Source organism: Wandonia haliotis, from assembly GCF_039523435.1.
Lineage (GTDB): Bacteria > Bacteroidota > Bacteroidia > Flavobacteriales_D > Crocinitomicaceae > Wandonia > Wandonia haliotis.
On the sequence record NZ_BAAAFH010000022.1, the window covers coordinates 103,859 to 119,453 of the forward strand.

A 15,595-nucleotide genomic window follows, 5' to 3' on the forward strand; every position below is an offset into this window, starting at 1 on the left:
CGTGTATCCCACAATTCCGGCAGAAACATCAAAATAACCTTTGGAACCTCCGCGTCTTTCATCACCTGTCTGGTAAATAAATCCACGACGCGGATCAATCTGATCACCAAAAGTCAGTTTATTCCAATCCAGAAATTTTTGACCATACGTAGCCTCTGCCCCAAAGAGAAGAGAGAATTTACGGTTAACCTTAAGATGATACGAATAAATAAGACTCAGACGCGTAGCATTGATTGTGTTTTGCCCCTGTTGATCGTGTGTTGCTAAAATCCCTATTCCCCCGCTAATTTTATCAAAATATTGGTCGTATGAAGCGCTGTAGGTGACAAAGTTACCCGAGATAGCCGGCCATTGATTGCGATAATTAAGTGCAAAACGTGGGCATCCATGTGTTCCCGCTAAAGCAGGATTCAGATACAAAGGATTTGCATAGAATTGTGTGAATATGGGGTCTTGCGAATATCCGGAAATGGTTCCTGCACTAATAAATAATATGGCTAATAACTTCTTCATTTTCTTTTTTAGTTTAGTACATTAGTTTTCGGCTGTTTTTATTTGGTTTCGAAGTAAATCGCAAACTAAGTTGGTGACTTAACATTCTTTTTCCTTTAAGTGAATTTTTTGAATAGTCTGCAAAATAAACTAGACGAAAACGATCAAACGACAAACCAATAGATGCAACTGGATCAGCATTTGTTGAAATCGCTGCCCCAACAGTCATAAATCGATAGCGGTAATTCATTCCTAACCACCCCTCATTTACATCACCGTAGTTTCTGTACAACAAATACGTCGACAGCGAAGTCTTTTTATTAAAAGACTCATAATCTGTTCCGGCAGTAGCTGTAAAATTCAACTTTGCTCTATTATCTCCCCCTGCTCCGGGATTAACATAAATCGGATTAGCATGTCGTAAGATATTATCTACATTCACTCCAACATATGCCCATTTTGTATTTAACAGGACTCCTAACCCCATATCCTTATAAAAGATACGTTCACCATTCGGCTTTTCTCCGTCAGGAAACAGGGTTGTTCTGTTACCTCTTTCCCATTCTACTTCTGTTCCCGGTACAATTCTATCCGGATTCAGAGAACGGGTTCCCATTTTAAAACGAAGAGCTGGTTCCAATACAATGTTCTTACTCAATTTAAACTTTGGTGAATACGTAATTGCTCCTTCATAAGACTCAAACATTCCCGCCTCATAATTAGAGTAATTCATTTGCACACCTATACCACCACCTAAACTGCTGGCATACGTATCAAACCCTGCTTGCATAGATACTGTCTGACCGGTTCTTCCGGGCCACTGAAGAATCGTATTGGAATAAACTCTGGTTGCTAATAAAGAACCTGTATGACCAAAGTTTATATCATTCGCAATGTTTCCCGGCAATAAGTAATTCGGGTCTCTTAAGTTAATAAGGCCAATTTCAGAATGAATAATTCGTTTCACAGAACGGGAGAAATCCTTAAAAGCACCACCTTTGGATTTTGTATTTTCTTTTTCATGAACAGGAGTTTCTTCACCAGCATCCTTATTGACTACAATTTGAACGGGAGGTTCCTTCAAAGTTGCAGCTATCTGATCCGGCACTACATCAATTTCTAAAGCATTAATTATGACAGGCTCAGCAACCGGAGCTGATGAGCCCGCATAATTATCAGATCGGCTAGTAGTAGCAGCCTCCATATTATTTGAACTCATCGAGTTATTTACTTCCGAAGTATTTTCAGCATGCTCCACCAAAAGGTATTGCCCTCTACTATCTTGTTCCACTTCATTTGTTTCTTCCTCTTTTTGTTCTACAGAAACCAATGATAATCCAGAATCAGTTGAAAAGTAGGTGTCAGAAAGAGGAACGAAGTAATATTTAACATCAGACTTGAGATTATTAACATAGTATAATCCTGTTCCAAATGAAAGTAGTAGAATAAAAACAGCTGCCCACCTTGTAAATAAAGGCACTATTGCAACACGTCTTTTAAGTCGTTCGCTATTCTGATAAGTATCTACTCCGGAAGCTGCTCTTGCTCCTCCCCAGGCTTCCATGTCGGCATCATACTCAGGATGATCCATGAGAAATTGCTCAAGCATTTCTTCCTGCCCGGGATTAAGGTTTCCCTCAAAATAGTCAAACAGCCATTGATCAATATTTGCCTTGTTCGGAGACATCATATAAAACGGTAAATTCCTTCAATTGTTGCTTTATTTTTCTTCTCGCACGGAACAGGTATACTTTCACCTGAGAATCAGAAATAGATAACATTTCTCCAATCTCATCGTAGTGATACCCTTCCAGATCACGAAGTAAAAGGATTGATTTCTGGAGCGGTGGTAAGGTATCTATAACCATATCCACAATCTCTTTCATCTCAAACCTGCTCTCCGTTTCCTGCGAGCGTTCAGGAAGATTATCACCGTACAAATCCATTCTTGCCTTCTTCTTGGCGAAGTTTATCAATGCATTATGTGCCGTAGTGTACAACCATGTTTTGGCTTTCTCTACTTCAACATTTTTACGATGATTCCAAAGTCGTTCAAAAACATCCTGCACAATATCACTTGCGTCTTCCGAATTTTGAAGACACTTCAATACATACCCGAAAAGTCTTCCGGAATACATATCCACCGTTTTATTGTACTCTTTTCTTGTCAACTTCTTCCTGTTACAACCCTAAAACAATTTAACCCGTCCTAAAGTTACACCCCTAGATATATTTTTATACAATTTCTTACAAAATACAACATTTACAGTACATTAAGGGGTAAAACTTTTTTATTTTTTTTTGAAATATCCTTTACAAAAGGGCTCCTGAGCGTATTTTTTACTAAATTAAGGGCAAAACTTTGCTATTATGGAAGAACCAAAAAGACTTTTTGATATCCCCTACTATCAATTACAGAAATATCCGAAGAGTGATGCTTTCACAATGAAAATTGACGGCAAGTGGATTCCCACATCTATTCAGGATTTTATTGACAGATCCAGACGTATCTCGCGTGCTCTGATTGCATTAGGGGTTCAGGCCGGAGACAGAGTCGCATTGGTTTCTCCCAATCGGGTTGAATGGAATTTGCTGGATATTGCTATCCAACAGGTCGGAGCAATTAATGTTCCTATTTATCCCAATATCTCAACAGCTGATTATAAATTCATTTTTTCTAACGCAGAAATAAAGGTTTGTTTCGTAGGTAATCAGGAAATTGCTGATAAAATTAATCCTCTACAGGAAGAACTTGGTTTTCTGAAGCATATTTATTCTTTTGATTTAATCAGTTCTAACCCTAATCTTTCCGAATTGGAAAAACTAGCTGATTCGGTAGCCGATGAAGAAGTTCAAAAAAGAATGGACGTCATTGAATACGAAGATCTGGCTACTATGATTTATACCTCCGGAACTACAGGACAACCAAAAGGAGTTATGCTTTCACATAGGAATATTCTATCGAATGTTGAAGGATGTATTCCGCGGATTCCGGCAGATGCTGATTGCAGAGCACTCACCTTTCTTCCGGCATGTCATGTATACGAGCGGATGCTTCATTACTTATATATGTACATTGGTGCTTCTATCTATTATGCAGAATCTCTGGATACCATAGGAGATAATATACGGGAGGTTCAACCGCATATATTTACAGCTGTACCAAGGCTGATTGAAAAAGTATATGATAAAATTATAGCTAAAGGAGAAGAATTAACGGGAATCAAAAGAAAACTATTTTTCTGGGCGGTTGAAGTGGCTGAAGAATTTGAACTGGAAGGAAAGTCTTTCTGGTATTCTATTAAATTATGGTTAGCCCGAAAATTAATTTTCAAAAAATGGCAGGAAGCATTAGGTGGAAATGTACATGCAATAGCTTCGGGGAGTGCCGCTCTGCAACCCCGATTGGCTCGAATATTTCACGCTGCACAAATTCCCATTCTGGAAGGTTACGGATTGACAGAGACATCTCCTGTTGTAAGTGTAAACTGTCTGCAACGAGGAGTTATGTTTGGTACCGTAGGACCTCTTTTGCATAATGTTGAAGTTAAAATTGCGGATGACGGAGAAATTCTTGTGAAAGCCCCAAGTGTTATGATGGGATATTACAAAAATGAGGAAAAAACCCGTGAAGCAATTGATCCGGATGGTTGGTTCCATACAGGAGATATTGGTGAAATGGTGAATAATAAGTTTCTTAAGATTACCGATCGTAAAAAAGAAATTTTCAAAACTTCCGGTGGTAAGTATATCGCTCCTCAGGTTATGGAAAATAAGTTTAAAGCCTCGCGATTTATCGAACAGATTATGGTGATCGGTGAAAACAGAAAACACCCTGCTGCTCTTGTTGTACCTTCCTATGATTTTGTCCGGGAATGGGCAAGAAGGAAAAACATTCAGGTTGGTGCTACCAACGAAGAATTGATTCAATCGCCGGAGGTTATAGAACGGATCGATAAAGAAATTGCTCTTTTCAACACAGATTTTGGTCGTTTTGAACAAATCAAAAAGTTTGAATTACTTCCGATGGAGATGACGGTAGAAACAGGAGAATTAACTCCTACTCTTAAATTCAAACGAAAAGCAATACTGGAAAAATATGCACACCTTGTAGATAAAATCTACGCTGAACAGCATTAAATAAAAAACGAAAACGGGTTAACAATGTTAATCCGTTTTTTTATGATCGTTCTTAACTAAAAGAAAACAATTAGTAGCTGTAATATATCTGCTTTACCATTAAGGAACCACTACTTTATAGCTCACCCCTTGTTTGGTATCATAAATAAAAAATAAACCTGGTATCGCTAATGGTACTTCATTTGTATTGGCGTATTCTCCAACCAATTTACCTTCCAGAGAGTATACTGTAAAATCCGATGCTACTTCAAACAAGGCTACTCCTAACAATTCATCATACATTAATCCGTTTGTCTCAACAAGAGCCGATACGATCCCCTTATTGTAAGCTGTTCCGTCATAATCCTTCGAACGTAGTTTGTAATAATTGATCCCGTTAGACGGACGTTTATGTATATAACTGTACTTATTTCGTTGTGAAGAAGTTCCCGCTCCGCCAATTTCAGCTATTTCCTGAAACTGATACCCGTCCGTCGAATGAAGAATAGTAAACGATTCATTATTGAGTTCACTTTCTGTCACCCAGTTTAATTCAACTTCCCGCCCAAAAGATGTCGCGTAGTAATCCACAAGAGATACGGGCAATATTACATCACAGGAAACCGGACAAACATAAATATCATCAAAATAATAATTCTCATCATTTGCCTGATTACCAACTATAATCCGGATTTGTAAATTAGAACCTAACGATGCGTCTATACAATCTGATTGTGTATAACTGGAGGATGCGCCGCAAATTGTACTAAAAGAAACCCATGTACCTCCATCAATACTGTACTGTGCATCAAAATAATCTCCTCCTGAACCACAAGAAGCACACTCTACATTACCTGCTACTCTACTTGAGATAAAAAGTGACAGTTCTGTTATCCCGGAAATATCAATATTCTCAGTTAAAAAGATATTATCACTCTCTCCTTCTGCTCCTGAGCAACAGGTTATCCCTTCAATATCATTCACTCTGAACTCACCATCTTCTACTCCCCAATAATTTCCATTTTCAGCTCCGGGAGCACCTTCTCCATCACAGTTTCCCGCAGTTGTAGTCCATTTTAAATTAGCCGGATTTGCCTCCCCATTTGTATATGACTCAAAATCTTCAAACCAAACGGGGACAGAGCAATTAGGTAAACCTCCTGCACAGGGTTCTTCCTGAATAATTTCAAATGCAGTTCCCAGTGCACTTCCCTCCAAATAAGGATTAGAAGATACTACGCGTACCAAATACCCTGTACCACTTGTGATATCTTCAGGAATTGTAATCGAAATGGTTCCGGAATTTGCATCGGAGGTCAATGAACCAATTACAATCGGATCAGAAAATCCACCAGAAGCGTCTGACAGTTGAACCGTATATACGTTTGTTACATGAAAGGTTCCTGTAGATGTGTAATTTATAGTACCCGTAGCACCTGTAACTGTAGCACAATTTACTGTAAATGGTACTGAAGATATTGAGTTTACATCTATTGTATTGGAAGTCGCAAAACAAGTCCATGATAAATCATCTATACCAATACGATCACCATTTCCCGGTGTTATGATTTCAATATCGAACGTTCCGGTGATATTAATGCCCGAAATCGTTGTCGTTTGTACCGTTCCGTCATAAGGAACAGTACCTACATTTATCCCATTTATGGTAATCGTAAGATTTCCGCTTCCGGTAGATCCAAATATTCGTTCTGTTGTTATGGTTAACGAACCCACCCCGTTCGGAATTCCGGTTGCTGACAACGAACCATTTCTCACTAAAATACATCTTCCATTTATAGATTGATCCGTTCTGGCATCCGTTGCTGTAAACTGATACCCGTTATCCCCTGTCCAGATTCTTGTCCCATAACTTGATGCATCGGCAGGTATATTTGAAAAAGTTTCCTCTACACAAGGTGTGCCACTGGCAGAGCAAGGTTCTTCCTGAATGATTTCAAAAGGAGAACTTACTACATTTCCTTCCACCACAGGATCTGAAGAAACAACCCGAACAAGATATCCTGTACCACTTACTGTACCTTCAGGAATTGTGACTGAAATGGTTCCTGTATCCGCTGTTGAGGTAAGTGAACCAATATCCGTTGGCGTAGAAAAATCTCCCGTTGCATCAGATAACTGAACCGTGTACACATTCGTAGCTCCAAACGTACCGGTGGATGTGAAATCTATTGTACCTGATGCTATTGTTGCGGTAGTACAATTTACTGTAAATGGCACAGATGAGATAGAGCTTACATCTATTGAATTACCGGGAGTAGCATTTGAATAGCACGTCCAGGATAAATCATCAATTGAAATACGATCTCCGTTATTCGGTGTCGAAATCTCAATGTCAAATACACCAGCAATATCAATCCCTGAAAGAGTCGTTGTCTGCGCTGTTGCACTGTAAGGAATTGTTCCGACATTTATTCCGTTAATTGTTATAGTAAGGTTTCCATTTCCACCGGCAAATTCTCTTTTGGTAGTTAGTGTCAATGATCCTATTCCGTTAGTAATACCAGAGCCTGAGAACATCCCATCACGAATGGTTACAGATCTTCCGTTCAGAGTTGTCTGATCTATTCTTGAATCAGTTGTTGTAAACGAATACCCGTTATCACCCACCCAGGTTCTTGTTAAATACTGGGACACCGTACCTGTACCTGAAATATTCGTAAATGACTCTTCTACACATGGACCACTTGCTGAACAAGGTCCATCCTGAATAATTTCAAAAGGAGAACTTACTACATTTCCTTCCACCACAGGATCCGAAGAAACAACCCGAACAAGGTATCCTGTACCACTTGCTGTACCTTCAGGAATTGTGACTGAAATAGTTCCTGTATTCGCTGTTGAGGTAAGTGAGCCAATATCCGTTGGCGTAGAAAAATCTCCCGTTGCATCAGATAACTGAACCGTGTATACATTCGTAGCTCCAAACGCACCTGTAGATGTAAAGTTTACTGTACCGGATGCTGCTGTCGTGGTAGTACAGTTTACTGTAAATGGTGCAGATGAAATAGAGCTTACATCTATCGTATTACCGGGAGTAGCGTTTGAATAGCACGTCCAGGACAAATCATCTATACCGATACGATCTCCATTACCAGGTGTCGTTATCTCAATATCGAACGTTCCGGTGATATTAATTCCCGAAAGCGTTGTCGTTTGTACCGTACCGTTATAAGGGATAGTACCTACATTGGTACCATTTATGGTAATCGTAAGATTTCCACTCCCGCTAGACCCGAATATTCGTTCTGTTGTTATCGTTAATGATCCTATTCCATTTGGAATTCCGGTTGCTGATAATGAACCATTTCTTACTAAAATACATCGTCCATTTATAGACTGGTCTGTTCTGGCATCGGTTGCTGTAAACTGATATCCGTCATCTCCTGTCCAGATTCTTGTCCCATAACTCGATGCATTGGCAGGAATATTTAAAAAAGTTTCCTCTACACAGTTTCCTTGTCCAAACCCAAAAAAACTAACAAATAAAAAAGCCGCAATGAATGCAAAAACTTTCATAACACACATTTTATGATGCACGTTTATCTGAATTTTAATTATTGTGCATCCATAACTAACCGGTAATGGTTTCAGCGAACGCGATTGCGAACCATCAAGGAGGACATTACCAATTTTCTGAACAAATTACGGCAAAGAATACTATCAGCGTATTAACCCAACGTTAAACTTGTTCAAATAATTGTTAGACCTAAACCAATCCCCTATTAATCAAGTTATTGCTGTTTTTTCAAGACACTTGTATACAACGATTCGTACATAGGAAGAATATTTCTGATGGAAAAGTACTCAGCGCGTTTGAGCGCATTACCGACAAACTTTTTATGATTTTCCTTGTCTTTCAAGATCTCAACGGCATAAGCAGCCATAGCCTCAACATCCCCCACATCAGCGAGGAATCCGGTTTCTCCATGTATATTAACTTCAGGGATTCCTCCTGTATCAGAAGAGACCACCGGTACACCTGCCGCCATAGCTTCCAATGCCGCCAAACCAAAGCTTTCTGTTTGCGACGGTAACAGGAACAAATCAGAAATACGGAGCGGTTTATGAGTCACCTGTAATTTTCCTAACATAATTACGCGGTCGCAGGTTCCTAATTCCCTGCACAACATCTCAACATTATAACGCTCAGGTCCATCTCCCACCAGTAGCAGCTTACTAGGAATCTGATCATTCACTTTTTTAAATATACGCACCACATCTTCTACCCTCTTTACTTTTCTGAAATTAGAGATGTGACAAAGAATCGGCTCCTCATCCTTCGCATATTTTCTCCGCATTTCCATATCACGCGGAATCTGGTATTCATCCGGACAAATAAAATTCGGTATCACTTCAATTTCCCTTGAAGTATTAAAGTGCCGGATAGTATCCTGTTTCAAACTTTCCGAAACGGCTGTCACGGCATTTGAATGTTCAATACAAAACCGGATAACCGGAGCAAAAGAAGCGTCTTTTCCCACCAAGGTTATATCTGTACCATGTAAAGTAGTTATAAACGGGATTTCAATCCCTTCCGATTTCAGAATTTGTTGTGCCATGTAGGCCGCTGACGCATGTGGAATTGCATAATGCACATGCAATAAATCCAGGTTTTCAAATTTTACCACATCCACCAATTTTGAAGCCAATACAGTTTCATACGGTTGGTATTCAAAAAGCGGATAGTTGCTTACGCTTACTTCGTGGTAAAATATATTTTCTGTTAACCCATCTAGTCGAACAGGTTGGGAATAGGTTATAAAATGAACCTCATGACCCTTTGCGGCCAAAGCAATCCCCAACTCCGTCCCCACAACCCCGGAACCTCCGTAAGTCGGGTATAAAACCATTCCTATTTTCATTCTGTTATTGTTCGTTTGTGAAAATGTAATTTTTCTTTTTTTTCAGTGCTTCGTATATGACACGTTGTATTTCTGTTCGTGTTGACAAACTTAGTAATTTCTTATTTTCAGCATCCGGATAGACCCGGTTTGATAAAAAGACATAATTGACGCCATATTTAGGATCAGCCCATGCCATTGTACCTGTAAAACCGGTATGACCGTAACTATCCAATGAAACCAGTTCACATGTCGGACCACCGGATAGGCTACGTACCGGTTTGTCAAAACCTATTCCTCTTCTGTTTGTCGAACAATTCGGACAACTTGTAAACTCATTTATGACTTGTGGTTCAAGCAACTGTTTCCCAGCAAATCGTCCACTATCCAGAAACATTTGCATTAACTTGGTTACATCCATTGCATTCGAGAATAATCCCGCATGACCACCAACACCACCCTGCATTGCCGCTCCCTGATCATGCACATACCCCCTGATCAACTGTTTTCTGAAAATTTTATCGTTCTCTGTAGGTGTAATTATTTTTCCATCCATTTTACGAAGAGGGTGATAAGTCATGGCAGACATTCCCATTGGGATATAAAAATGATCCCGGACATATTGATCGATTGTAACACCTGTTTTTCGGCGAATAATCTCCTTCAGAAAATAATACCCCACATCCGAATATCGGTAACCCTGATTCCTTCTCAACGGAGTCTCCAGTATTCTGGCAAAAATACTATCCTGATAATTATCTAAAATATATAATCCCTCTGCAACTTGTGTGGAATATCCCTCCTTAGGTGTAGTGGAATAAATTTCCTGTCTCCAGCTCCCTCCTTTCAATGTCTTTGTATAAAAAGGAATCCATGGAGTTAAACCTGCCTGATGGGTTAACATATCTTGCATTTTTAGGTTGGCATACACAGTCTCCCCGACAATATCCGGCAGATAATCTCCAAGTGTAGCATCCAAATCAAATAATCCTTTCCCTTTCAGATCCATCAGAGTAAGTGTTGTCGCAGCTACCTTTGTGATAGATGCCAAATCATAAACTGTTCGATCCGACACCTCATTTTTCTCCGAATAGGTATAATATCCGAAATTCTTACGATAGATCACTTTCCCTTCCAGTGCGACAATGATCTGACATCCCGGATAAGCCCCTTCTTCCATTCCTGCTAGTGCAATGGAATCAATTTTTGAAAGATCTACTCTGTCTATCCCTGCTTCTTCAGGAAGAATAAATGACATTCTCTTTCCTCCTTCTGTCTGAAAAGATGTTTCTCTTCGAAAACGTTGGTCTATGGTAACAGGAAGTCGTCCTTTCAAACCAATAGCTCCCATTATCCCCTGAATGGCAATATCCTGAATAATCGGTGAATTTTCGTACGTCACTACCAACCCGTCAAAAATATCAAAAGCGTCCTTTTTTGTGATCGCGTACGGATTTCCTACAAAAACACCTATATGCTCACGATCCGGGTTAAGTCCATGCTGGTAAATATCCCATCCTTCCGGCAAACCAAAACCTGCTGCCGGACGATTTGTAGAAGCGATATACACATGAATAACCCGATCATATTCAAAAAGTACTTCTCCCATTCGTTCAGGAGAATAATCCGAAAAATAAAAAACCTTGGCATCAAGATAATCCAGTAATCGATTTTCTGCTACGTCCTCTTTTTTCCCTACAACGACAATTCCGGTTTTTTTGGTAAAGTCAAGAATAGGGATACAACTATCTTCATTTCGGACAACCGTAACAGCAGATTTTGCCACAGCTCTTTTCAAATACTCAACTTTCAGAAGATCTTTTGTTGTAATGGCTGTTCTTTTCTTTTGCTGTTGGAGTGCCCAATACTTAGCTTTAAGTACTTTCTTACACCTATCATCTATCTCACTCTCTGTTATTTTATTATCCTCTACAGCTACCAGAATAGCATCAATCGCTGCATTAACACTCTCCGGGAACAACAAAATATCATTTCCTGCCAAAAAGGCACGGAGGACGACTTCTTCTTTTCCAAACCGATCTGCGACACCTTTCATATTTAAAGCATCAGAAATTACCAGCCCATCAAACTTCAAACTATCCCGTAACCAACCTTTAATCACTTTTTCAGATAAACTGGAAGGGATTCCGGTTGAATCCAATGCAGGAACATTGAGGTGTGCAATCATAACTGCAGCTACTCCTCCGTTGATCGCACGTTGGAACGGAACAAAGTCAATTGCCTGAAACTGCTTCACTGTATGTTTCACAACCGGTAGTTCGTAATGCGAATCAGTTTCTGTATCTCCATGACCGGGAAAATGCTTAACACAAGCCATTACGCCTCCTTTTTCCATTCCCTCTGAAAAGTTTAACACATTTTCAGCAACTTCTCTGGGATTTTCTCCGAATGAACGGTAACTGATCACCGGATTTCCCGGGTTTACATTTACATCTGCAACAGGAGCAAAATTAATATGTACCCCAAGATCCGCACATTCCCGTCCGATCCAGTATCCCGCATCATGCACAAGTGTATCGTTGTTGGTTGCTCCTAATGTTAATTGGTATGGATACCTTTCTGCATCTGAAAGTCGCATTGCAGGTCCCCATTCGGCATCCATTCCTATTAATAAAGGAACTTTCGAAATGGACTGATAGTGTTCGGTCAACTCTTTTTGTTTTTGCGTATCTCCCTGAAAGAAAATAACCCCCCCAATATGCTGGTTTTTGATCCACTGGTCGATTTCCTGTCTATTTTGTTTTTCGCCCGAAGACCAGGCTGCAACCATAAAAAACTGGGCAACCTTATCCCTAAGCGTCATTGTCTTCAGGATGCTATCTGCCCAATATTCTCCACTCCTGAGAAAATCAGGACCTTTATCATTGATATTTTCTCTACCTGAAGAGGACGAAAATGACAGTAATGATTGTATAAGAAAAGTTATAACGATCACGCCTGTAAATCCTAAAAAAACACCTCTTCTCTTCATCATCCTTTCAAATTTGACTTTAAAAATACACTGCCTATTTGGCACTTCACCCCAATTGGTACAAAAATTGTGCACATTTCATCGTGAAAGGAATTTTTATTCCCCTCCAAGTTGATTAAATTTGTAGTACAAACCCTAAGGGATAAACGATAGATTATGATTTTTAAGAATTTTTCCTTCATGAAGGTCAACGGTCACCGAAGATATGATTATTCACCTCGTTATTACGACGAAAGGAAGGAAAAATTGCGTGCACGTATAGAAAAATATGAAAAAGAAAGTACGGACACAGAAGCAAATCGGGAAGTTCGCTTATCTGAATTACGTGACCGTATTAGTGATAATTGGGTACGTGGTACAGACTACAAACAAAATATCAAAAACTCCAATATACGCCTTGTCATCATTCTCGCCATTATTCTCGGAATGATTTATCTGGTATTTAATGGTCTGGATATTGGCGGGAGCTATATTGAACAACTTAAATCCGAGTAATTCATGAGTGATGTAATCAAACTGTTACCGGATCATATTGCGAATCAAATTGCTGCCGGAGAGGTTATCCAGCGTCCGGCTTCTGTAGTAAAAGAATTAATTGAAAACTCTATTGATGCCGGTGCTACAAAAGTAGATCTGGTCTTAAAAGATGCCGGAAAGACGCTTATTCAGGTAATAGACAATGGGTGCGGGATGTCTGCCAATGATACGCACCTTGCATTTGAAAGACATGCTACGAGTAAGGTGTCATCAGCAGATGATCTATACGCTCTTAAGACAAAAGGCTTCCGGGGAGAAGCTCTTGCTTCAATTGCTGCGATCGCCCATGTAGAATTGAAGACCAAGCAAAAAGATAGCGAATTAGGAACTGTAATGGCAGTGGAGGGATCTGAAATAAAGTCGGTTGAACCCGAACTTGTACCAGAAGGAAGTTGTTTTTCCGTAAAAAATCTATTTTTCAATGTTCCTGCCCGACGAAATTTCTTAAAATCAGATCCGGTAGAGACCAGGCATATTGTTGAAGAATTTATGCGGATTGCTCTTGTGCATCCTGAAGTTGGGTTTTCTCTTTATCACAATGGCTCGGAACTACACAAATTAGCGGCTACACAAAATCTCAGAAAACGTATCGTCGATTTATTTGGGAAGGCAATGAACGACAAACTGGTACCTGTAGAAGAATTCACTGACATTGTCGGAATTTCAGGGTTCGTTGTCAAACCGGAGTTCGCACGAAAGACAACCGGAGAACAATATCTGTTTGTCAACAATCGTTTTTTTAAAGACCGGTATTTTCATCACGCTATCAAATCGGCTTTTGAGAATCTGATCCCGAAAGATCATCAACCTTCCTATTTTCTGTATTTTGATGTGGAACCGTCTTCTATTGATGTCAACGTACATCCTACCAAAACGGAAATTAAATTTGAAGAGGATCGATCGATCTATGCGATATTAAAAAGTTCTGTACGACAAGCCTTAGGGAAGTACAATATTGCTCCAACTCTGGATTTTGAACAGGAAATGGCTTTTCCTCATTCCCAACCCAAGAAGGGAGAACCGATACGTGTTCCCACTATTCAGGTTAATCCCGACTATAATCCGTTTGATACATCATCAATTGGGGCGGGAAATGGAAAAAGTTCTTCCGGAACTACCTCAAGGAAAAGTGCATTACAACCTAACAAGTCTGATTGGGAAGCTTTTTATGGAGTCAGTACTTCAGAGCGTCAGGATATGGAAGCTTTACGCATGGAATTTGATCACAACCCGAAAGGAAATCAGGAAGAAGAAACTGAAGAGGAGGATAAAATTGTCGTTTCACCAGATACAAAAGAATTTATTCAACTTCAGAAAAAATATATTCTTTGCCCGGTAAAAACAGGCTTTTTCCTTATCGACCAGCATCGTGCACATGTTCGCATCCTATATGACGAACTAATGGAACAATTTATGCTCCAACCCATTGCTTCTCAACAGTTGCTATTTCCTATAGAAAAGGATATGAATATCGCAGAAAAATCATTTTGGGAATCACATGCCAAACAGATAGAACGCATCGGATTTAGCTGGGAATGGAAAGAAAATCATATCTCTATCGTCGGTGTTCCACACATGATCCGCGAAGAAAATATGGAAGAGTTTCTCGATGAGCTGATTCATAAATTATCTGTAGAAGATATTGATGCAGGTGAGTTTGCACATACATTATTGCTCCGACTCAGTAAATCTGCAGCTATCCGATACGGAGAATCCATGCAACGGGAAGAAATGCTGCATCTTACTGAACAATTATTTCAAACGAAAGAACCCGGTTTTACGCCAGATGGGAAACGGGTATTAAAAACAATAGATTTACTTGAATTAACGAACGACTTTTAATTATGTTCCAGAATATTCCTCATATCACAAAAAATATCCTCATCATCAATGTCTTGATGTTTCTGGCTACGATTCTATTTGAAAATCAGGTCCATCTTACACAAGAACTGGGAGTACATACACTTAACTCCCCTCTTTTTGAACCTTATCAAATTGTCACCTATTTTTTCATGCATGGTAATTTTATGCATCTCTTTTTTAATATGTTTGCGTTAGTTGTATTTGGTTCTCAACTGGAACGCGTCTGGGGTCCCAAGCGTTATTTCATTTTTTACATAATTACTGCCATCGCTGCCTACTTATTGTATGGAGGATTAGGAACATACGAGCTTTATCTTACCAAGCAGGAAATTTTGAATACGTTTCAAAATGCTCAAGAAACATTGCTAGACATTGATTTACAAATCATCGCTGATGCTAAAGCCGGTTTAAAGCGGGAGTATGTAAACCCTCTTTTAACAGACTATTATAGATCAGCTGCGACACCAATGGTAGGAGCTTCCGGTGCTATATTCGGTTTATTAGTCGGTTTTGGAATGCTTTTCCCTAATACACAATTAATGCTTCTTTTCCCTCCTATTCCGATTCGTGCCAAGTACCTTGTGATCGGATATATGGCTATCGAACTATATCTGAGCTTTACCAATGGAGGAAGCTCTATTGCCCATTTAGCGCATGTCGGAGGAGGTGTTGCCGGATTTATAATTATCAAAATCTGGCAAAGAAGCCGTAAAAACTTTTTCTAACGGAA

At 39.5% G+C, this 15,595-nt stretch carries 10 protein-coding genes; 4 read left to right on the forward strand and 6 right to left on the reverse strand.

The features are described from left to right. The 3 genes from ABDZ97_RS13230 to ABDZ97_RS13240 form a co-directional block, all read right to left on the reverse strand. On the reverse strand, positions 1–513 hold a 513-nt coding region (locus tag ABDZ97_RS13230), incomplete at its 3' end, for a PorP/SprF family type IX secretion system membrane protein (protein WP_343788474.1). 13 nt (positions 514–526) lie between these two features. After that, positions 527–2,182: a type IX secretion system membrane protein PorP/SprF gene (locus ABDZ97_RS13235; RefSeq protein ID WP_343788477.1), complete on the reverse strand. Its 1,656-nt coding sequence runs from the start codon at positions 2,180–2,182 to the stop codon at positions 527–529. Further along, positions 2,154–2,663 (reverse strand): RNA polymerase sigma factor, encoded by a 510-nt coding sequence (locus tag ABDZ97_RS13240; RefSeq protein WP_343788480.1) that lies wholly within the window; start codon positions 2,661–2,663, stop codon positions 2,154–2,156. Before ABDZ97_RS13240 ends, ABDZ97_RS13235 begins: the two co-directional genes overlap by 29 nt. Positions 2,664–2,862: 199 nt before the next feature. On the opposite strand from ABDZ97_RS13240, the gene ABDZ97_RS13245 reads away from it, so the two are divergent. After that, on the forward strand, positions 2,863–4,632 hold the full coding sequence (locus ABDZ97_RS13245) for an AMP-dependent synthetase/ligase (protein ID WP_343788482.1): 1,770 nt from the start codon (positions 2,863–2,865) through the stop codon (positions 4,630–4,632). Positions 4,633–4,731: 99 nt separating this feature from the next. Here the strand turns inward: ABDZ97_RS13245 and ABDZ97_RS13250 are convergent, their stop codons facing one another. The 3 genes from ABDZ97_RS13250 to ABDZ97_RS13260 form a co-directional block, all read right to left on the reverse strand. Further along, complete coding sequence (locus tag ABDZ97_RS13250) at positions 4,732–8,148, reverse strand: beta strand repeat-containing protein (RefSeq protein WP_343788485.1); 3,417 nt, start codon at positions 8,146–8,148, stop codon at positions 4,732–4,734. 215 nt (positions 8,149–8,363) lie between these two features. After that, positions 8,364–9,494, reverse strand: a complete 1,131-nt coding sequence (gene bshA / locus ABDZ97_RS13255; RefSeq protein WP_343788488.1) for an N-acetyl-alpha-D-glucosaminyl L-malate synthase BshA — start codon at positions 9,492–9,494, stop codon at positions 8,364–8,366. 4 nt (positions 9,495–9,498) lie between these two features. Beyond that, a complete protein-coding gene (locus tag ABDZ97_RS13260; protein ID WP_343788491.1) occupies positions 9,499–12,468 on the reverse strand; it encodes a serine hydrolase domain-containing protein in 2,970 nt (989 codons plus the stop codon). A 153-nt stretch (positions 12,469–12,621) separates the two neighbouring features. Here ABDZ97_RS13260 and ABDZ97_RS13265 point away from each other — a divergent pair, with 153 nt between their 5' ends. The 3 genes from ABDZ97_RS13265 to ABDZ97_RS13275 are packed head-to-tail and all read left to right on the forward strand — an operon-like array spanning position 12,622 to position 15,590. Further along, positions 12,622–12,960 (forward strand): hypothetical protein, encoded by a 339-nt coding sequence (locus ABDZ97_RS13265; protein WP_343788495.1) that lies wholly within the window; start codon positions 12,622–12,624, stop codon positions 12,958–12,960. A 3-nt stretch (positions 12,961–12,963) separates the two neighbouring features. Beyond that, positions 12,964–14,844, forward strand: a complete 1,881-nt coding sequence (gene mutL, locus ABDZ97_RS13270) for a DNA mismatch repair endonuclease MutL (protein ID WP_343788498.1) — start codon at positions 12,964–12,966, stop codon at positions 14,842–14,844. A gap of 2 nt (positions 14,845–14,846) precedes the next feature. Further along, on the forward strand, positions 14,847–15,590 hold the full coding sequence (locus ABDZ97_RS13275; RefSeq protein WP_343788501.1) for a rhomboid family intramembrane serine protease: 744 nt from the start codon (positions 14,847–14,849) through the stop codon (positions 15,588–15,590). Positions 15,591–15,595: the final 5 nt, after the last annotated feature.